Origin of the sequence: Chitinophaga silvatica (genome assembly GCF_003419895.1) — a bacterium.
In the GTDB taxonomy this organism is placed as follows: Bacteria; Bacteroidota; Bacteroidia; order Chitinophagales; family Chitinophagaceae; genus Chitinophaga; species Chitinophaga silvatica.
The window spans coordinates 92,231-109,813 of record NZ_QPMM01000007.1 but is presented as its reverse complement, the minus strand read 5'-3'; the positions used below and the strand labels follow the sequence as shown (position 1 = coordinate 109,813).

The 17,583-nt window shown below is 38.0% G+C and carries 14 protein-coding genes; 11 read left to right on the top strand and 3 right to left on the bottom strand.

Features of this window, described 5'->3' with window-relative positions; all coding sequences use genetic code 11:
• Positions 1 to 125: 125 nt before the first annotated feature.
• The 7 genes from DVR12_RS13975 (at position 126) to DVR12_RS13945 (ending at position 6,975) form a co-directional block, all read left to right on the top strand.
• Entirely contained in the window at positions 126 to 1,538 is a 1,413-nt protein-coding gene (locus DVR12_RS13975) for a ThuA domain-containing protein (protein WP_116976310.1), read from the top strand.
• Between the two features lie 112 nt (positions 1,539 to 1,650).
• Positions 1,651 to 2,310: a hypothetical protein gene (locus tag DVR12_RS13970; protein ID WP_116976308.1), complete on the top strand. Its 660-nt coding sequence runs from the start codon at positions 1,651 to 1,653 to the stop codon at positions 2,308 to 2,310.
• Position 2,311: 1 nt separating this feature from the next.
• Positions 2,312 to 2,851 carry a hypothetical protein gene (locus DVR12_RS13965; protein ID WP_116976307.1) on the top strand — a complete coding sequence of 180 codons (540 nt, stop codon included), beginning with the start codon at positions 2,312 to 2,314 and terminating at the stop codon, positions 2,849 to 2,851.
• Positions 2,852 to 3,073: 222 nt separating this feature from the next.
• On the top strand, positions 3,074 to 3,418 hold the full coding sequence (locus DVR12_RS13960) for a hypothetical protein (RefSeq protein WP_116976306.1): 345 nt from the start codon (positions 3,074 to 3,076) through the stop codon (positions 3,416 to 3,418).
• 126 nt (positions 3,419 to 3,544) lie between these two features.
• On the top strand, positions 3,545 to 5,734 hold the full coding sequence (locus tag DVR12_RS13955; protein ID WP_116976705.1) for a TonB-dependent receptor: 2,190 nt from the start codon (positions 3,545 to 3,547) through the stop codon (positions 5,732 to 5,734).
• Between the two features lie 5 nt (positions 5,735 to 5,739).
• Entirely contained in the window at positions 5,740 to 6,225 is a 486-nt protein-coding gene (locus DVR12_RS13950; protein WP_116976305.1) for a DUF4625 domain-containing protein, read from the top strand.
• Positions 6,226 to 6,261: 36 nt separating this feature from the next.
• Positions 6,262 to 6,975, top strand: a complete 714-nt coding sequence (locus tag DVR12_RS13945) for a DUF4625 domain-containing protein (RefSeq protein ID WP_116976304.1) — start codon at positions 6,262 to 6,264, stop codon at positions 6,973 to 6,975.
• 34 nt (positions 6,976 to 7,009) lie between these two features.
• Here DVR12_RS13945 and DVR12_RS13940 read toward each other — a convergent pair whose 3' ends face one another.
• Entirely contained in the window at positions 7,010 to 7,807 is a 798-nt protein-coding gene (locus DVR12_RS13940) for a helix-turn-helix domain-containing protein (RefSeq protein WP_116976303.1), read from the bottom strand.
• Positions 7,808 to 7,866: 59 nt separating this feature from the next.
• Complete coding sequence (locus tag DVR12_RS13935) at positions 7,867 to 9,282, bottom strand: aldehyde dehydrogenase family protein (RefSeq protein WP_116976302.1); 1,416 nt, start codon at positions 9,280 to 9,282, stop codon at positions 7,867 to 7,869.
• Positions 9,283 to 9,467: 185 nt separating this feature from the next.
• Between DVR12_RS13935 and DVR12_RS13930 the strand changes: the two genes are divergently transcribed.
• The 3 genes from DVR12_RS13930 (at position 9,468) to DVR12_RS13920 (ending at position 12,112) form a co-directional block, all read left to right on the top strand.
• Positions 9,468 to 10,145, top strand: coding sequence for a tetratricopeptide repeat protein (locus DVR12_RS13930; protein WP_116976301.1), 678 nt, complete (start codon positions 9,468 to 9,470; stop codon positions 10,143 to 10,145).
• A gap of 108 nt (positions 10,146 to 10,253) precedes the next feature.
• Positions 10,254 to 11,594, top strand: a complete 1,341-nt coding sequence (locus DVR12_RS13925) for an AAA family ATPase (protein ID WP_116976300.1) — start codon at positions 10,254 to 10,256, stop codon at positions 11,592 to 11,594.
• On the top strand, positions 11,579 to 12,112 hold the full coding sequence (locus tag DVR12_RS13920) for a hypothetical protein (protein ID WP_116976299.1): 534 nt from the start codon (positions 11,579 to 11,581) through the stop codon (positions 12,110 to 12,112). The genes DVR12_RS13925 and DVR12_RS13920 overlap by 16 nt, the downstream gene beginning before the upstream one ends.
• A gap of 2 nt (positions 12,113 to 12,114) precedes the next feature.
• Here the strand turns inward: DVR12_RS13920 and DVR12_RS13915 are convergent, their stop codons facing one another.
• Positions 12,115 to 13,008 (bottom strand): AraC family transcriptional regulator, encoded by an 894-nt coding sequence (locus tag DVR12_RS13915; RefSeq protein ID WP_116976298.1) that lies wholly within the window; start codon positions 13,006 to 13,008, stop codon positions 12,115 to 12,117.
• A gap of 267 nt (positions 13,009 to 13,275) precedes the next feature.
• Here DVR12_RS13915 and DVR12_RS13910 point away from each other — a divergent pair, with 267 nt between their 5' ends.
• On the top strand, positions 13,276 to 17,502 hold the full coding sequence (locus DVR12_RS13910; RefSeq protein WP_116976297.1) for a two-component regulator propeller domain-containing protein: 4,227 nt from the start codon (positions 13,276 to 13,278) through the stop codon (positions 17,500 to 17,502).
• The last annotated feature ends 81 nt before the right edge of the window (positions 17,503 to 17,583 follow it).

Genomic DNA, 17,583 nt, shown 5'->3' with positions numbered 1-17,583 from the left:
CGAAGTTAGTCCTTCGTTTGTGCTTCCTTATTCGCAATTTATCTGTAGCTCGATTATAATATTCCTTTCGCAAAAATCCACTAATTAATAAGTAGCACAATCATTACTTAAACAATGATCTACTAATGAGAAAGACATTCCTTTTCATTATCGTGCATTTATGCTTTATCAATACATTTGCCCAGCGCATTCCAAAAGCACTTATAATAACCGGTAACGGCAACCAGCCCACTTTAATGGAAAACTATCCCCCCTGGTTACACGAATTCCATAATTCTGAGGTAATAGAAATACTTAAGGGTATAGTTGATATAGATACAACCACTAACCTTAAAGATTTAAACAATAAAAACCTAAGTAAATATGATTTACTAATCAGTAATTCATTATTCCTGGTTCCTGAATCAAATGAATTAGAGGCTATTTATCAGTTTGTAGCTGGCGGTAAATCTTATTTTACCTTACACTGTGGAATACTCAGTCTATTAAACTGGAATAAATATGAAGAGTTTTTAGGTGGTATTTTCATTGGGGGCCCTTCATCCGAGCCTTCAAAATTCAGGGTGTATACCACCAATGAAGAATTTTGGGGCTATAAGTATACATTCCGAAATATACAGGAACATCCTGTTTCTAAAGCCGTAGAAGATTTCGATATTGAAGATGAATTATACTATTTTCAACCCAACACTTCCAAAATCGAAGTTATTGCCAGAGCAGAAAATCATCCGGTTATGTGGTGGCACCCTGTAGGAAAAGGAAAAGTAATGAGCCTTACTTTAGGTCATGATTTAACAGCTAAGCGTAATACCGGATACCAGGAATTATTAAAAAATGGTGTCAGGTGGCTTACCGGATATCCGCTTATCTATCCACAACACACACCGGTAATCTCTAACCGAAGCTTAACTTATATTAATTTTCTTCCCTTTTCTCTAATTACCGGAGAAACCAACAATACCTCTGTTCAATCAATTCAAAATCCATCTTCCATATTTAAACTACAGAAAGCAGATAACGGACAATACAATCTCTCTCTGGATGGGAAAACAGGTTCTGAAGCATACACTATATCCGTAAGTAATGCAAAAGGGATGGTCACAAGCAAACAATTTAATCTTTCGGTAATTGAAGATGGTTCCGGCAATTTAGCATCCTATTTTGGTAATACTATTACCGGCACTACTTCCGAAAATGATAACTCCATATTTCATGTTAGTAATATTATAGATGGAGATAAATCAACCAGATGGTCTAGTCACCAATGTGAACAAGCCTTTGTATTACTCGATTTGAAAAAGGAATACAAAATCAAAAAATTAATTATTCACTGGGAAGCATCGTATGCAAAACAATATGATTTACTGGCTTCCTTAGATGGTGAAAACTGGAATAAAATACATTCAGTAATTAATGGGGCAGGTGGAGAGGAAGAATTAAATTTCACCCTCTCCAATGCCAGATTCCTTAAACTGGATCTAAAACAGAAACCTCCGGGAAAAAGGGGATACTCTATTTACGAAATGGAGGTTTATTAATTTATATCTGAAATTTTGTTTACACAGAAAAAATTCTCTGACAGACAACCTTTTCCCCTCAGGAATTGTTAATGCTGTTTGAATTTTATTTAGGTTGATAAACAAATATTTCATGATTCGTTTCCCATGGTACTGTATAGCTCTGCTAATATTTACCTCCTGTTCCAATCCAAATAATACCGGGTGCCAGGACTCAATTCCTCCTGGAATTGCAAAGGCTATTCCTTCTATCGGTAAATGGATGTACGAAAAACAAGACAAACCAGCTCAATGGCTTGGTTTTAAACTGGGTGGCAAAACGCTGTTTGAGCCAATCAATATAATTATTGTTGATACTTTATCTACTTCGGTAAACGACTCCCGTAAACTGATAATAAAACAGTTCAGTACAGCCGGATTCAATATGCGACCAGGCCATACGTCCACCTATCAAGGGATTATGAATAATCAATATTTCCCCCAATTACCAGATTCATCAAGCAATGCGGCCTTTTCAAATTACTTATGGACTTTCACCAATGACCATACACGTTTATTCGGCCCATATTTCAAAGATGGTATCTATATCTGGATTGGCGCTGCCAGCAGAGAGCGGGGCCTGTCGCATGATTATATTACATTCAAAGGAGCAGAAAAAGAATATACAGAGAAATTGGTAAAATTCGCAGCAGTGAAAAAGCTGGGATGTTTCGATTTACATAATAAACAAAACAATGAAACCGATACTACAGGCGATCATGATGGATTTGCAGTAGTGTTACAAATCCAGTAAAATGATCACAATACGCTTGTTCTTATTAATAAGTATTCTATCGTGCTTCTTAGAGGTAACTGCACAGGAACACTATGAACTTAAAGTGATAGTTTCGGATAAGGAGCATACCTTTAGTAAAGATGTGGTTTCCAGGCAGCTAACCGCCCAAACGCAGATCAGCCCCCGGAAAACATTAGGCTTCTTTACAGACCGCGACGAAAACATTCCTTTCTATTTTAGCTGTGTTATGTTGGATTCTGCTTCTGACAAAATATCAACCGGCGACTATCCCCTACTTCGGGTACAGAATGATATGCCCGTTCCAGTAAAGGGTCTGCTGAAAGGCGGATTTCTGGCAATAAAAATGAATGATAAGGTTATTGCTAACCCCGAAGAATATACTTCCATGCCAGGCAGTAAAAATGTTATCACTATCAAAGAGATAAATGATAAAGAAATAAAAGGCATCTTTAATGCCCGGATGGAATGTACGTCTGATACGACCAAACAACTTGATGTAAGCGGTTCATTTGTTATCAGAAACCCGGAATACAAATAGCTTTAATTATTACCTCCAACTCTTTGCCGTTCGGCATCTGCCCCACCGGGTGAAGGAAATACAAATGATATAAAGCAGGAAACCTTACTACGTGTAGATCATCCGAAAAGAATCATAAGAATAGCAACTAAGAAGTATGCTTTACTTTCTTTCAAAAAAAATTCTATCTATTTAAATATAAAATTTGTTTTCTAAATTATAATTTGCAACTTTGTTGCATAAATGAACAAACTGAAATTACATATAATAGAGGCCAGTAAACAGGCAATATCCTTGCTGCTACTGGTTTCCTTTATGTATGTTACATTTCTCCCACTAATTCATTCTCATACCTGCACAGAACATTATGAGAATTTTATGGATCATAAATCCAGTTCTGTTTCTTCAGTCTGTAAAGGATGTAGCGACTATGCACATCATCAGGGAAAAGAATTTGATTTACCGTATCCTCCTGTTTTTACTTCATTACTACCTGCCCCTATAGAATATAGCAGACCAACCTGCGCGGGAATCTATAAAATGACTCTCAATGCCTTTAGCAATAAAGGCCCACCTACCTTATTTTAATTCCTGTTATCCATCATTTTCAGGTAGCCACTCCTGTTAGTACTCACTATCTAATTTTTGCATTTCCCAACGGGAATGCGGTCTAATTCTTCTTTGCAGGCAACCACCTGTAAGGCTTACTACTGTATGCTCAAGAAATACTATATTCTGCTACTATGGCTATTAATTGTGGCCATTGCAGATGCACAATCTCCCGTTCAGAAAGAACACGTTCTTAAGGAAGTAGTCGCACAAGCTAATCGTACAGAGATTAGAAAAAGCGAAGAATCATTAAATATTGAAATCATAAAGGCCGACTATATCCGGCAACATCTGGGAGGCAGCCTTATGAAATCGCTGGAGCGCCTACCTGGTATTAAAACAATTGGCATTGGTTCCGGCCAGTCAAAACCCCTTATCCGTGGCCTGGGATTCAACAGAGTAGTGGTAGTTGAGAATGGGATCAAACATGAAGGACAGCAATGGGGAGCAGATCATGGTCTGGAGCTCGACCAGTTTGCCACTTATCAAGTAGAATTGATTAAAGGCACTGCCTCTTTCATGTATGGCTCTGATGCCATCGCCGGAGTAATTAACACAAATCCTGCACCTCTACCTTCTATAAATACAATTGGCGGATCTGTAGATTTAGTAGGCAAATCTAACAACAACCTATATGGCGGCTCAGCAAACTTATACGCACGGAGCAGGAAATGGATGATCAATGGGCGTATTACTTTCCAGGAATATGCCGACTACCGCGTGCCCACCGATACTGTACACATATACAACTATGCTGTAGGATTACATAAAAATTTTCTCAGAAATACAGCCGGGAGAGAATCAGGTCTGCATCTTTCCGGCGGCTACATCGGAAACCAATTTAAATCTCTGTTTTATATAAGTAATGTATTCAACAAAAGTGGATTCTTTGCCAATGCACACGGGCTGGAACCCCGCAGAGTAAACACAACCCTTCACGACAAATCTAACAGAGATATATTACAGCCCAGCCAGGAGGTAAATCATTTTAAAATCATCAATAGAAATACTCTTGAGCTTAATCATCACCGGATTGAAATTGATCTTGGCTATCAGAAAAACTTCAGACAGGAGTATAACCAATACGTTAATCATGGTTATATGCCCCCTATTTATCCCGATACCCTAAATATTCCTGTTAACCTCGAAAGAGAGTTTAACAAACAAGTTTATTCTGTGAATTTACGGGATTATTTCCAGGTTGGCCTTCATGCCTTTACTGCCGGAATCAATAGCGAATACCAGGATAATAATATTGGCGGCTGGAGCTTTCTGGTGCCAGGATTCCGGCAATACAATACGGGTATTTTCCTATACGATAAGATTACAATTAATAACTCTTTCTTGCTGCATGCCGCCATGCGTTACGATTATGGCATGTTGAAAATGCAAGAGTATATAGATTGGTTTCCTTCAACCATAGATCAAAACAACGAAACTATCTCTCAAAAACTAACAAGAGCAGAGAATCTTCAAAGAACCTTTCAAAGCTGGGTTTGGTCGGCTGGTCTGAATTATAATGCCGATAAATTCAATACAAAACTAAATATTGGAAAAAGCTTCAGGATGCCGATTGCAAAGGAGCTATCGGCCAATGGGGTAAACTATCATTACTTTAGCTACGAGAAAGGTGATCCTACCCTGGCTCCCGAACAATCCTACCAGGTAGATCTCAGCATGGGTTGGAACGCCAGCAAATGGTCTGTATTAGTAAGCCCTTTTTATAACTACTTCCCCAACTATATTTATCTCAATCCTACTCCCTATCATGATTACGATTATGGAGCCGGTAATCAGGTGTTTCAATATGCCCAAAGCAAAGTGCTGAGGTATGGAGGTGAGATCCAGGCCAAGTATAAAGTCATAAAAAGCCTTACAACTGAGGTTAGTGGAGAATATTTGTATGCAAAGCAATTGTCCGGGAATAAAAAAGGATATACCCTTCCTTTTTCACCGCCACAATCAATCCTTCTTAATCTAACCTGGTCGCCCGCTTCAGGAAAGTATTTTTCAAAACCCTACTTCTCTCTGGATTACAGGATCACAGGTTCTCAAAACAATATTGTTCCGCCAGAGAAAAAAACACCTGGTTACCAGGTATTCAATTTTCAGGCAGGCAGCAACATATCTCTAAACAAACAAGAGGTACAATTGAGTATGCAGGTACAAAATATTCTGAATACCCGGTACCTGAATCATACAAGCTTTTACAGGTTGATTGAACTACCCGAACAAGGGCGAAATATTGTTCTGAGCCTGAGATTTCCTTTCAAAATAAAAGAAGAGAAAAATTAATAATTATGAGAAATCAAAATTTTTCAAAGACCCTCATTGGTTGTGGTCTGCTAGGTTTGATGTCTTTAAGTGGCTGTACAAAAGATGATAAAGAAATCGACACCGAATATCCGACCATCGATGTTACGCATGCAGATGCATTTCCCAAACAATGCAGTGTACTAACCCGGGGAGAAACAATTGTATTTAAAGCCTTGCTGAAAGATAATATGCAGTTAGGCTCCTATTCCATCGATATTCACCACAACTTCGATCATCACTCTCATAGTACAGAAGTTAACAGCTGTGAAATGGACCCCATTAAGGGCCCTGTCAATCCCTTCCTCTATATCAAATCCTTTCCTATTCCGGATAAGGTTTCCAGCTATCAGACGAATACAGAGATTTCCATTCCCGGAGATATAGATCCGGGCGATTATCATTTCATGATTATGCTAACGGATGCTGCAGGTTGGCAAACTATTAAGGGCTTAAGCATCAAAATCAAGTAATCAACTCTATTTATAAACAATAAAAACAAACAATGTATGAGACGTATTTCTAAATGGTTTATTCCGGTAGTTGTAATGTCAGTTTTATTTACCGCCTGTACTAAAGACAAAGAAGAGGTAGCACCTGGTCCTTCTATGGACGCAATTGAAATTGGATCAGGCAATAATAAGATTGCTTATACAGGCTCCGACATCCATGTAGAAGCACAGGTAACTGCACCTGGAAATATTGCCAGTATACAATTAACTATTCAGCCGGTATCAGGCACTGGATGGAAATATGATTCTGTATATACTACCGGTTTTGCGGGTTTGAAAAATGCCGAATTTCATAAGCATATCGTGATTCCGGCCGAAACTGCTACCGGCCAATACCGCCTTCACCTGGTAGTAACTGATCAGAAAGGAATGAAGAAGGTATTTGATTCCGACATAGAAATTAAAACCGATCCTTCACTGCCTACCGCTATAGGTTTTGAAGTAGCACTCGGAAGTGCCGGCACCGATCTGCACCTGGAAGCTGATATTAATGCCCCCAATAAGATTGCTAAAGTTGAAGTGGAGATCCATGGCAAGTGGGAAAAAACTATGAGCTATACAGATGCAGCAATGGTTGGACAATCGACCTATCATCTGCACAAACACATTAATGTCAGTGAAGCGCCCGCAGGACATTATCATGTGCATCTGAATGTAATTGATCAGGCAGGAAAACAAAAGGAATTCGAAACTCATTTTGATAAACCCTGAGTCTCAAAGGTGGGGGAGCAATCTCCCCTGCCTTTTACTTCAGAAGCTCCGAAGGTGAGTGTCCAAACTGTTTTTTGAATGTAAAAGAAAAATGCGATAAATCTTCAAACCCTAAATCCATATAAATATCATTGGGCCTTTGCCGCTTTTGAGTAATAAGGAAATAGGCTTCCTGTAATCTTCGTTGTTGCAACCAATTGCGCGGAGAAGTATTAAAAATCTTCTTAAAATCTCTTTTAAAGGTAGCAAGACTTCTACCAGTCAGATAAGCAAAACGCTCGAGCTTCACATTAAAGTGATAGTTCTTCTGCATAAATTCTTCCAGATTTAATTTATGCGGCTCTGAAAAATCAAACAATACCTTTTTCAGATTCTTATCATATGCAAACAATAACATTAATGCTTCTTTCTGTTTTAGTTCCAACAGTTCGGGGGCTTTGTTCTCCAATAATTCTTTATACTGGAGCAAAGATTCCATGAAGTAGCGTAGATGTTGTGAGTCAGACAAATTTATGAATGCCGGAGTTTTGTATTTTTCATCTAAATGAAATCCCTCCTGCGCACTAACTGCCTTAAGCAAATCTTCCCCAAACTGAATCGACAATGACTTGAACTCTTCTGTTTCGGTAGGTTTTTTCATAAACTTCAGCAACTGATTCTTCCGGGCAAGATAAACATCCCCTTTTTTGAAAACTCGTTGTACTGTACCATCATTCAGTTCCATTTCTCCTGAAACAATCATCGACAAGCTATGATTCAATACAAACTGTTCTCCTTCCCTGAAGGCATTGAAATAGCAGCTATAGTTTATATAATTATGATCTTCAGACATACTTTATAATTGTGATTTATGAACATAGCCTTTGCAGGCTATGTTCATAAATATAAAACTTAAAGAATAATTGACTTCGGTTCGAGGTATTCTTCTAATCCGAATGCCCCAAATTCTCTTCCAATCCCTGATTGTTTAAATCCTCCGAACGGAGCCAGGGGATCATGTTTAAATCCATTTATACAAACCCTGCCTGCATCAATTTGCGATGCCACACTCACGGCCCTGCTTTCGTCGGCTGAGGTTACATATGCTGCCAGTCCGTAAACGGTATCATTAGCAATTGCAATTGCGTCTGCTTCATTTTCATATGGAATAATAGAAAGCACCGGCCCAAAAATCTCTTCCTGTGCAATACGCATATTGTTACGCACATTGGTAAAAATTGTAGCTTTTACGAAATTTCCGTCCTCTAATCCTTCTGGTTTACCTACGCCTCCTGTGAGTAAAGTAGCACCTTCATCCAGGCCGATCTGAATATAGCTTTGTACACGTTCATATTGTTTTTCAGACACCATTGGGCCAACATTTGTTGCCTGATTACCAGGGTTACCTACTACCACTTGTTCGGCAGCCGCTTTAGCAATTTCGTTTACTTCCTGCAGTTTGGATTTAGGTACCAATAAACGTGTTGGAGCAATACAAGCCTGACCACTGTTCATATATGCGCCGAAAACGGCCTGTGGAATTGCCTGGTTAAAATCTGCATCCTCCAGAATAATATTCGGCGATTTTCCGCCCAATTCCAATGTTACACGTTTTACGGTATCAACAGCAGATTTGGCAATTTGTTTTCCGGTTACGGTACTACCGGTGAAGGATATTTTAGCGATATCGGGATGGTTAGTGATTGCACTTCCTACAACATTTCCCAAACCATTTACCATATTGTACAAGCCTTTTGGCAATCCTGCTTCATGGAAACATTCTGTAAGCAGTTGGGTTTGAAGTGCGCTCATTTCACTTGGTTTCACCACTACAGTACAACCTGCTGCGATAGCTGTTGCCAGCTTACTGCAGATAAAACTATTGCTTGAATTCCAGGGGGTAATAATACCCACAACACCTACAGGAGTCATCTGCACCAGTGTATGTCCGGCTGTTCTTTGAAATTCGAAATGTTGAAGTGTCTCAATAGCATTATCGAAAGAAGCCAGTGCATTTTGTACGCTCATTGTACAAAACTGACGTGTTCCCCCATACTCCAGGATCATCACTTCTATTAGTTCATTTTCCTTTTTACTTACAGCAGCTTTTAAATTTTTAAGAAGATTGATACGTTCTTCAATACTTGTTTTAGAAAATGACTCAAAAGATTTTTTTGCAGCTGCAACAGCTAGTTGAACATCTTTTTCATCCCCGAGTGTTACTTCTCCGATCTTTTGATGATTAGTTGGATTGATCAAATCAAAGATCTGTGTTCCATTGAGTGTTACAAACTCTCCATTAATGTAACCTTTATTAATACTTTTCATATTCTTTATATTTACAGGTACAAAGTTCAGCTAACCTGGATAAATTCACTTTGTTATACAGCTCAAATTTGCTTTGTTGTATGGCTCATTTTTATTTTCAAAACAATTGAAAATCAACATAATACATTAAAAACAGTATTAACCGCAGCTTTTTAGCGATCTTAAAAAACAGATATCTTTTAATTATGAAATCAAGCATTCTGTGCGTTACATTAATCGCCCTGTTCATTTTAACTTCCTGCCATCAGTCAGCGATCAAAAGAGAAAAAGCAACTGAAATATTTAATGAGGGTATTGCCATTAATCTGGAATCGATTGAGGCACAGAATAAGCAGGATTGGGAAAGAGCATCCGATCTGAATAAACAATCAATTGCTAAATTCCTGGAGGCATACGAAATAGATTCGAGTTACTATGTTATCTTTAGCGCTTTAGGACATTGCTATTATATCGACAAACAATTTGATGTAGCCATTCCATTTTTTGAGAGATATCTTAAGATTGATGATAAATCAGCTGTCTCTATCCGGGAATTGGGGTTGTGTAAAATTAACAAAGGCAAAATAGAAGATGGTAAATCTGATATTGATAAAGCATTTGTGCTTGATACTTCTCAGACAATCAGAACAATGACCATACAGGACCTGGAAGGCATTTCAGATCTTGCATTTGAATATGGAGATGCTTATAGGAACGAAGGAGAAATTCAAAAAGGTAAGGACTATAAGAACTTTTCCGTAATAGTGTTAGCGTTGGCTTTTGAGTATAATAAAAATGACGACAGAATCAGGGAGAAAATAATAAAGCTGGCAAAGGAAATTGGAAACCGGGAAATGGAGGAAGCATATAAGAAAAAAATCTAGCGCCAGATTAAACAATAGGCCAATTTTTCTTGCAAAAAGCCTTAAATTGTTAACTTTTATCTTATCTAGTAATCAGTTACTTTACTTATAGAATAGTATATTTGTTGTATGATATCTAAGCTTCTTGTAAAGAATTTTGGGCCTATTGAGTTTGTAGATCTGGATCTTCGAAATGTAAATGTTTTCATTGGCCCTCAAGCCAGTGGCAAAAGTGCTTTGGCTAAATTGTTGACAATACTAAAAGCCCCAAGGAAATTTTTGAAAACTCAGAAATTAGGTAGTCCTGTAAATGACTCCAAGATTATTTCCTTTATTGAGGCACTTGAAGATTATAATATATCAAGTTTTCTTAAAAAAGATACAGAAATCATTTTTTCATCTGAATTACATGATGTAAAATATAGTAATGGGCAATTAGATTATACCCCAAAACTTCTTCAGAAGATTGATACAATTGAAGAACTTAACTTAAATTTTGCGGATAATAAGAATGCATTAATACTTTTAATCAAGGAAATTACTGACAAATTTATTTTTATCAACTTTAAGGTTCAGGATATACTCGATAAGACTGATAAAAATACTTTTAATCCAAAAAGTGCTCAATATCTATCTAAAGAAAATACAGCTCATATTATTGAAGTTTTAAGAAAAACAGAAATGGATTTAAGCACAAACACAGCTTTATACATTCCTGCTGAAAGGAGCTTTATTAATATTATAAAAAATTCGTCTCTTAATTTACTTCTCAATAAGGTGCCAATACCCAAGCATATTTTAGCTTTTGGAGCTGAAGTAGAGAAGTCTGTGATTCATGAAATTGATTTAAGTTTTTTACACGAGAATTTGAAATATAAAAGCGTTAATGGTGAAGATCGAATATTCACCACCAACGAACATAGCATCAAATTAATTGAAGCTGCATCTGGTATTCAAAGTGTTTTACCTATATTAATTCCAGTTTTAAATCATTATGGAAGTACTGGTCATAGATCATTTGTTATAGAAGAACCTGAGTTAAACTTGTTCCCTTTGGCGCAATATGAACTAATTAAAAAACTTGAATCTACACGTAGAGAAGCATATTGGGAAGATTTTGGTTCTATACATACCTATACCACACATAGCCCTTATATTTTATCAGCTCTAAACAACTTATTATTTGCTAATAAGGTTATCTTAACTGGTAATCATTCTTTATTTAGAAAAGATGAACGACTATCCTTCGAACAACACAATGAAATTAAAGATACTGTATCAAAAATAGTATCATCGAACATCCACCCTAATTCCTTTACAGCATATCAAATCTGCAATGGCCGCGCCGAATCTATACTTGATGAGGAAAGTGGGCTTATCAAAAACAACTATATTGATGAAGCATCTGATTCATTAGCCGATGATTTTGATGCCTTACTTAACTTAAATAAGCAATGGAGCAATTCTTAAAAGATTATTTGGGTGATTGTAAATATACCCATCTGTCTAAATGTGAGTTTCAAGGATCCTATATAAGAGTAAATAATCCCCAATTATTTATAGCAGACCCGGGAGATGAATTTCCCGTTAAAATAGTAACAAACCAGGAGGAATATCAGCTAACAGTTGAAAACCCCAATTCCGTAGACTTATGTGTGGTCAAAACTGATAATTGCTTGTTCAATGATGATATCCAAAAAAGTGATTGTATTGTTTTTAACGATACCAATTTTTATCTGGTTGAAATAAAAGAAAATTCCTCCGGCAATAGAAATAAAAAAAGGAATAAGGCTGTTGAACAACTTTCCTCCACCCTTGAAGCCTTAATTAATGCCGGAGTAAACTTATCTAATCACGATGTGAAAGCAATAATTTGTTTTTCCAGAAGCGATAATTACCCAATAAGAGCATCAGCTAATTCTCAAAGAGCTAACTTTCAATCTAAATTTAATGCTAGTTTGGAAGAAGGTAATACAATAATCATGTAGCCCTACACAAACACCAACTGTCTGTTATAATTCATTTTAAATTCCTTCGGTGTACATCCTTTTCTACGCTTAAACAGTTTATTGAAGTTTGCCATATTATTAAACCCGCAATGGTAGGCTATTTCAGCAATAGTAAGTTGAGTAGAGATCAGCATCCTGGCTACATGCCCCAACCTTATCTCCATCAGGCTTTCGGTAAATGTAAATCCGGTATGCGACTTAATAAACCGGCTAAATGACGCTTCCGACATATTCACTATCCTGGCTATTTCGGTTAGGGTAATCTGACTCGAATACTTTCGGTTCATATATTCGAATGCCTGCTCCAAACGCTGGCTTTCATGTGTTACTACATCCTGGCTAAAAGTGGCATCTGATAGTAATTTATTGTTCCGGGCGGTAGACAAATCGTGCAATAATGACAATAATTGAATAAATGAATCAAATCCGCTCAATTTCTCCAGTTCAATAATTCGCTTACTCACCTGCTCCACTACCTGTGGTGAAAATGCAATTCCCCTACCCGCCTGCTCCAATAATTTTTTGATGGAACGCAACTGGTCTTTCTCCAGGAAATTTTGGGAAAATAAGTCTTTGTGAAACTGTAATGTGATCTCTAATACATCTTCATTGCTATCTTTTTCCGTAAACCATCCATGTGGCAGATTAGGACCAATTAAAACCAATTCCGCATTTTCGATATACCCGATATGGTCTCCAACTATCCGTTGTATTCCTTTCCCTCCAATTATCAGGTTAAGCTCCATTTCCTCGTGTGAATGCAACGGAAAGGTAAAAGAACGCTTCCTGCGGGAAAAAATAGAAAAACAATCATGAGACCCTAAAGGAGTTATTTCCCTCATCACTTTCTTAAACATGAAACTTTCGTTCAACATGGAATTTATTTTTAAGCCATGGTTTGTTGTACCGTTTCAATATTATTAAGGTCACCAGAATACCCCTTGATTTAAAGTGCAGAATTCTTGAAATATAGTCCAGATTTCAAAACTAATTTTTACATCTATTTAATAATCAATATAATAAACATATAAAACAACAAAATTCATTTTCTCATAACCCGTATGGATATATTTGAAGAGATTACAAAAATTTTATCAACCAGCTTTTATCCACGTAGTCGAATAATGTGAATTTGTGCCAGTATGCCAGCGTATTTAAGAATTAAATTATTTCTGCTGCTATTCCTGACAAGTATTTCAGTTTCCATAGCGCAGTCTGTCAACTATAATTTCTATAACATTTCCACTGATAATGGTCTTCCAACGAACGACTATCAGAAAATCTATTACGATTCCCATGGCTTCCTGTGGCTCGCCTCTTTCAACGGACTTTTTCGCTGGGATGGATATACAATTACCAAATTCCTCCACAACGAACAGGATAGCCTGACCCTCAATAACAACATCGTCCACTCTATTTTTGAAGACAGTAAACATCACCTCTGGGTAGGAACCATAGATGGACTACATCTTTACGATGCCAGTCTGGATGTTTTTCGTCGCATCCCTCTTACCAAAGCCAATGATAAAATTCCGGTAAATGCTATGCTGGAAGATGAGAAACATCAACTCTGGCTGGGTACCTCCAGTGGATTATGCCGGTTCGATTCCAATAAAATGCAGGCAGAATGGTATTTGAGCAAGGAAGTAGAGAACATTATTTTTTGTCTCGCCCTGGGCCCTGATCATAACATTTGGGCAGGAACCTTTAACCAGGGGATCATAAAATTCAATATTCAAACCCACCAATTCAAATATTTCAGGAATAACGATCAAACCCCTAACCTCCTTTCCAGCAACAAAATTCAATGTATCCTGCTCGACAGGCAACAAAGGCTTTGGGTAGGAACTGAAGACAGAGGCGTAACCGTACTCGATCAAAATGCCAGACAACTGGCCAGCTTCGATAACCTTTCAAATGGGGGGAATTCCGGACATAGCAACATTCGCTCCCTCTATGAAGATAAAGCAGGAACTATCTGGATAGGAGTTGGCCGGAAAGAAGTTTGTATTGTAGCTCCTGGAACACTGCAACCTAAGCCCGTAAACAGTAAATCCCAGAATAACGGACAAATAGAGCTTTCAACCATAACTTCCATAACTGAAGACAATTTCGGAAATACCTGGTTTGCTTCTGCCGGAAGTGGCATCTTCAGTACCAATAAAAACAAAAACCTTTTTACAAATACACTGGGGCATTCCAATGCCTTACCGGGTTTAAGCACTACTGTTGTAACAACTCTCCATGAAGACAAACAACATAAACTATGGATAGGCACTGCCGGTAATGGACTAATCAGCTATGACCCTGCAAAAAACGGAGTATTAAATACAACCGCCCTATATGGCAACCTCGCTGTGAATGATATTGAAGAAGATGAAAGCGGCAACCTCTGGATTGCCACATGGACAGATGGCCTGATTAAGTATGATCCTAAAACAGGTCAGAAAATCAAATTCCTGCACGATCCTTCCAACAATCAATCTTTGATCAATAACGATGTAAAAACTCTCCTGGTCATGGATAGCTTATTGTGGATCGGTACTCATGGCGAAGGAGTATGTATCTATGATCTGCAACTCAAAACCTTTACACATTATAAGAATAATACCCGCTATCCTTTTAATATGCAATCACCCGCCTGGGTAAATCACTTATTTAAGGATCAGTACCGCCGTATCTGGATTAGTAGTTATAGTGGCATCTTCCTGTATGATGGCAAACAATTCAGGCAATTTCAGCATACCAGCGATAGTAATAGCATTAATAGCAACTCTGTGAACATGGTCACTTCAGATACAGAAGGCAATATCTGGATTGTTACAGAACAGGGGCTAGATCGCTTCGAGGAGGCAACTGGACATTTCATTCATTATAACTCCAGATACCAGTTACCGGTATCAATGAAATCGATCGCCTGCGATGATCAGCAAAACCTTTGGATTGGGAGTAATGATGGGTTATTATGTTTACAGCCCTCCACAGGCAAGATTACACGTTTTGATAAGAATGATGGGTTATCTGAACAAACCTTCTTTCAAAAGGCGGCACTTAAAGCCAGTAACGGATGGTTATACTTTGGAGGCCCCAAAGGTTTCTGTACGTTTAGTCCGGGGAGTATAGTACCTACTCCTGCTCCTGCATATTTCTATTTTAAAGATTTATACATTTTCGGAGACCAGCAAAAACCCGGTAAAGTCGGCAGCACCCTTAGCCGTAGTCTGAACCTGACAGATACGCTTACCCTCACACAAAAGCAATCTTTCTTTACCATTGCCTTTGCCGCTATAAACCTCTACGCTCCGGAAAAAATTAAATATAGCTACAAACTCGATGGTTATTTCAACGATTGGATTGAAGTAGTAGATGAAAGAAAAATCTCCTTTGCCCATTTACCTCCCGGTTACTATAAGCTACAGATAAGATATACTGATATCTATGGCAACTGGCTACCTCCTTCCAAAACACTGGTACTTAACATACTACCCTACTGGTGGCAAACCTGGTGGTTTTACGTGTTATCTCTCCTGTTAGTTGTTATTGGCGTAATAACAATTTTCTACTGGCGTGTAGCAAATGTTAAAAAACGAAACAGGCTGTTGAAAGAAGAAGTAAAAAGACAAACAGCCAAGTTACAGGAGAGCCATACATCGCTGTTGATGCAACACGATAAAATATCCATGCAAAAGGAAAAGCTGGAAGCCTCCTATGCAGAAATAGTCAGACAAACAGATAAAATCCTCGTTCAGCAACTGCAAATTTCTGATCAGAATAAAGAACTGGAAATTGCGGTAGCTCAATTGGAAAAATTAAATACATCTAAAGACTACTTCTTCTCCATTCTGGCACATGACCTAAAGAACCCTGTTGCGGCCCTGAAAGAGTTATCAGGCTACTTATATAACCATATGTCGGAGATCGACGGCTCGGACCTGAGACAATATCTCAGAAATATGCATGCTTCATCTACAAACGTTTTTGAACTCCTCGTTAATCTACTCAGCTGGTCTATGTCTCAATCCAAGCAACGGCAGATTAACCGTGAAACCTGCGACCTGTCAGAGATTCTGCGTACCAATATTAACCTTTTAGAAAATCCTCTAACCAATAAACATATTCAGCTCATCAATAACAGCCAGAATCATTGGATCTATGCTGATCCACAGATGATGGATGTTGTTGTTCGAAATCTGCTCTCCAATAGTATAAAGTTTACAGAATATAGCGGTACAGTTACAATCAATAGCCAGCAGGATAACGATAATATCATTCTTGAAATTATGGACACAGGAATAGGTATGAATACCAAGATGCTGGAAAATTTGTTTGATGTTGATAAAAGCCTGGTTAGCAGAGGCACCGCAGGCGAAAAAGGAACAGGACTGGGCCTGGTTATCGTAAAGGATTTCCTGGATGCGAATGATGCCACCATAGAGGTAAGCAGTACACCTGGTAAAGGTAGCCTCTTTACGCTTCGCATTCCTGCAGCAGAGGCACCTGAAATAAAAACTTCACAAGCAGCAGCAATATCGCAGAACCTTCCTTCTGCCTGGCAGCAGCTAAGTACCGATAAATTCCTTCAGTTTAAAGGCAAGAAAATACTGCTGGTGGAAGACAATAAAGAAATGCGTGATTATCTACGGTTACTACTGTCGGAAGTTTTTGAAATATTTGAAGCCGGGGATGGAGATACGGGTTTTAAAATGGCGCAACAAGAACTACCGGCTGCTATTATTACCGATTTACTGATGCCTGGCATAAATGGAATACAATTCTGTAAGCAGATCAAAACTGCAACAGCCACCAGTCATATTCCTGTTATCATTCTTACAAGTCAGGATACCAGCGAAATGCAGGCGTCAGGCTATGAAGCCGGGGCTGACGCATTTTTATCAAAACCTATAAATCCCGATGTTCTGGCTCAGGTGTTAATGGGTCAACTGCAAAAACAGGATAATACATACAAGCGTTTACGTGAGCAGATCTTTAATGATATGCCGCTTAGCACAGATATCCAGCAACTATCTGAAACAGACAGGGCTTTCATCCAGCAATTAATAGATTATATAGAAGAACAATTAGGCAATCAGGAGCTTGATGCCAGAGCAATTGCCAAAGCATTATACGTAAGCAGAAGCTTATTATACAATAAAGTAAAAACCCTTACAGGTCAAACCGTCCATGAATTTATTAAAGCTATAAGACTTCGTAAAAGCCTGCAGCTGTTACTGGAGGGAGATATGACTATTAATCAGATAGCTTTTGAAGTTGGATTTAATAGTCACTCATATTTCGACAGATGTTTTATAAAACAATATGGAATGGGGCCTAAGGAATATATCAGCAGAAAAAAAACAATCAAAACATAGGAGTCGATAGAGCTCTAAAATTGACCAATTAAAATTATGCCCGCATGTTAGCATTATAAATTAACAAATAAGCATTAATCA

What these genes read in the sequence shown, in the direction of transcription:
- DVR12_RS13955 (WP_116976705.1), top strand. Translation starts at nt 3,545, where the DNA reads ATGCTCAAGAAATACTATATTCTGCTACTATGGCTATTAATTGTGGCC.
- DVR12_RS13915 (WP_116976298.1), bottom strand. Translation starts at nt 13,008, where the DNA reads ATGTTGAACGAAAGTTTCATGTTTAAGAAAGTGATGAGGGAAATAACT.
- DVR12_RS13925 (WP_116976300.1), top strand. Translation starts at nt 10,254, where the DNA reads ATGATATCTAAGCTTCTTGTAAAGAATTTTGGGCCTATTGAGTTTGTA.
- DVR12_RS13910 (WP_116976297.1), top strand. Translation starts at nt 13,276, where the DNA reads ATGCCAGCGTATTTAAGAATTAAATTATTTCTGCTGCTATTCCTGACA.
- DVR12_RS13970 (WP_116976308.1), top strand. Translation starts at nt 1,651, where the DNA reads ATGATTCGTTTCCCATGGTACTGTATAGCTCTGCTAATATTTACCTCC.
- DVR12_RS13920 (WP_116976299.1), top strand. Translation starts at nt 11,579, where the DNA reads ATGGAGCAATTCTTAAAAGATTATTTGGGTGATTGTAAATATACCCAT.
- DVR12_RS13935 (WP_116976302.1), bottom strand. Translation starts at nt 9,282, where the DNA reads ATGAAAAGTATTAATAAAGGTTACATTAATGGAGAGTTTGTAACACTC.
- DVR12_RS13930 (WP_116976301.1), top strand. Translation starts at nt 9,468, where the DNA reads ATGAAATCAAGCATTCTGTGCGTTACATTAATCGCCCTGTTCATTTTA.
- DVR12_RS13950 (WP_116976305.1), top strand. Translation starts at nt 5,740, where the DNA reads ATGAGAAATCAAAATTTTTCAAAGACCCTCATTGGTTGTGGTCTGCTA.
- DVR12_RS13975 (WP_116976310.1), top strand. Translation starts at nt 126, where the DNA reads ATGAGAAAGACATTCCTTTTCATTATCGTGCATTTATGCTTTATCAAT.
- DVR12_RS13940 (WP_116976303.1), bottom strand. Translation starts at nt 7,807, where the DNA reads ATGTCTGAAGATCATAATTATATAAACTATAGCTGCTATTTCAATGCC.
- DVR12_RS13965 (WP_116976307.1), top strand. Translation starts at nt 2,312, where the DNA reads ATGATCACAATACGCTTGTTCTTATTAATAAGTATTCTATCGTGCTTC.
- DVR12_RS13945 (WP_116976304.1), top strand. Translation starts at nt 6,262, where the DNA reads ATGAGACGTATTTCTAAATGGTTTATTCCGGTAGTTGTAATGTCAGTT.
- DVR12_RS13960 (WP_116976306.1), top strand. Translation starts at nt 3,074, where the DNA reads ATGAACAAACTGAAATTACATATAATAGAGGCCAGTAAACAGGCAATA.